This is a genomic window from Nocardia sp. bgisy134, assembly GCF_057708325.1.
On sequence record NZ_JBYIRW010000003.1, the window covers coordinates 412,401 to 414,587 of the forward strand.

The window sequence follows — 2,187 nt, forward strand, 5'->3', positions numbered from 1 at the left end:
ACCTTGGCGCCGGGTGCGAAATACAGAGTGCGCGTTGCGATTGGGTACATAACAGCCCGGAATGCAGTAAATGCGAGTAATTTCCGAGTGAATCGGCCTGATGCGAGGAAGCGGGTCATATGGTTGAGGTCGACTGGACGGGCGAAGACGTACTTGCCCTTCGCTCGGCGATGAAGCGGAGTCGTTACGAGTTCGCACGTTTGGTGGGCGTCACCCCGCGCACCGTGGTCTTGTGGGAGAACGGCCGGACAACCCGGATGCACGCCGCAAGCCGTCGGCTACTCGATCGAGTGCTGTCCGAGGCCGATTCAGTCGTCGTCACGCGATTCGAGCGGGCGATCACGGCGGGCCGCGACGCGGGCCGCGCAACCGACGATGCGAGCGCGGCGCTCGATCGGACAATCAAGCTCGGTAGGGAAACAGCGCGGGGCGGAACCGAGGTTCGGTCCGCGCCGATCGGGCTCGACAAGGAAGTCGAGGATGACGACGTGAGAAGGCGGGAACTGCTGGCCTGCATCGGCGCAGGTCTGGCGGGCCATGCGGTCGACCTTTTGGCAAGTGAACCGGAGAAGATGCTCGCGGCCCTGGACGCCGGGTCGATCAGCGAGCGCAGGCTGGGCGTCCTGGAGCAATCCACCTCCGTACTCGGCAAGCAGGTCGTCCGGGTGCCGCCGCACGAGCTGCTGCAGAGCACTCTCGACCAGTTCCGCACGGTCCGTGCGTGTCTCGGCGAGCGCCAGGCCACCCACCATCAGATCAGGCTGGTGCGCACCGCAGGCCGGCTGGCCAATGTGGTCGGCGAGATCTTGTTCAACGAAGGTCATTTCGGCCAGGCCCGCCTCTGGTACACCACCGCGATCCACGCGGCACAGGACATCGGCGATCGCTACTCGGAGGACATCGCCCTCGCCGGTCTGGCCTACCTGCCCACCTACAGCGACAAGCCGAGGGAAGTGCTGCGCCTGCTCGACCCGCGTCTCGCGGAAGATCCGGCGACCGGCGCGGCCGCCGCCTGGCTCTGGGGCATGGCGGCACGGGCGCACGCCGATCTCGGCGACGAAAGCCAATTCGCCCACTGCATAGACAAATCCGCGCGTGCGCTGGGCAGCGTCGGTACCGAAGAGCTGCCGATCGGCATCTTCTCGTTCCGGCCGGAGAAGCTCGCCTTCTACCGCGCCATCGGATACGCCAGGCTCGGCAAGCCCGACGAGACGGCCGCCGCGGCGGCGCAGGCCATCGCACTGTACGACCCGAACGAGACCATGGAACCCGCGCTGGTGCGTTTCGAACACGCGACCGCGCTGCTGGCTTCCGGCGAGGTGGACGAGGCCTGCGCGGTCGCCACCGCCGCCATCACCGACGCGCACACCTATGTCGGCCTGACGGTCACCAAGCGCGCCAGACGATTCGACTCGACGCTGCGACACGGGAGCGGCCGCGCGGTGTCCGAGTGGCGGCAGCAGGCCAGGACGGTGATCGACTCGCAACGCGTGGACGTCTAGTCACGGGGCGGTTGTTGTCGGTCCCCTCTGTTCGCCACAGCCCATCCACACCTGATCAACGCCCACGACGAATACGTCTGGCGCTTCGCGATCGCCCTCGCACCGGTGGTCGACGACGCCGACACACTGTATCCACGGCTCCTCGACCATTGCGTTCACGAGCTGGCGGCCGCGCGGGACGCGCTGGCAAAGGGCGGCATGCACGCCGCCGAACGCGCGCTGGCCGATTCCGGTTGGTCCGTCATCGTCCAGCTTGTCGTGATCCGCGAGCTGTTGGGCTGTTCACTGCGAGATGCGGCGGCACATCTTGCCGCCGGCAACGGCACAACGAATCTCGCTGATCTCCAGCGAATCGCCACCGCCCTGGCGCCGTACGCACCCTGATTCGGCCAAGGGGGCGCGCCGGTCGGCAGGGATGTGGACCGGCGCGCCCCGGCATTCAGTTGGTCTTCGGCATCATGGCGGCGATCAGCGACTTGGGGCGCATATCGGTCCAGTGGGTCTCGACGTATTCCAGGCACGTGCTGCGCGCAGCCGCGCCGTAGGCGATGGTCCAGCCGGTCGGCACGGCGGCGAAGACGGGCCACAGCGAGTGCTCGCCCTCGGCGTTGACGAGGACATAGAACTGGGCGTCATCGTCGTCGAACGGGTTTGTCATGGTTCACCTTTCGTCAGGCGGGTCGGT

3 protein-coding genes are annotated in these 2,187 nt (G+C 66.9%); 2 read left to right on the plus strand and 1 reads right to left on the minus strand.

The genetic code is table 11. The features are described 5' to 3' along the window. Positions 1-119: 119 nt before the first annotated feature. Together AC3ERS_RS08505 and AC3ERS_RS08510 are read left to right on the plus strand one after the other, a co-directional pair. The gene (locus tag AC3ERS_RS08505) at positions 120-1,502 is read left to right on the plus strand and encodes a helix-turn-helix domain-containing protein (RefSeq protein WP_431965229.1); all 1,383 of its coding nucleotides are present in this window, start codon (positions 120-122) and stop codon (positions 1,500-1,502) included. A 105-nt stretch (positions 1,503-1,607) separates the two neighbouring features. Continuing rightward, the gene (locus tag AC3ERS_RS08510; RefSeq protein WP_431965231.1) at positions 1,608-1,886 is read left to right on the plus strand and encodes a hypothetical protein; all 279 of its coding nucleotides are present in this window, start codon (positions 1,608-1,610) and stop codon (positions 1,884-1,886) included. A gap of 55 nt (positions 1,887-1,941) precedes the next feature. Here the strand turns inward: AC3ERS_RS08510 and AC3ERS_RS08515 are convergent, their stop codons facing one another. Then, complete coding sequence (locus tag AC3ERS_RS08515; protein WP_431965233.1) at positions 1,942-2,160, minus strand: MbtH family protein; 219 nt, start codon at positions 2,158-2,160, stop codon at positions 1,942-1,944. Positions 2,161-2,187 lie beyond the last annotated feature (27 nt).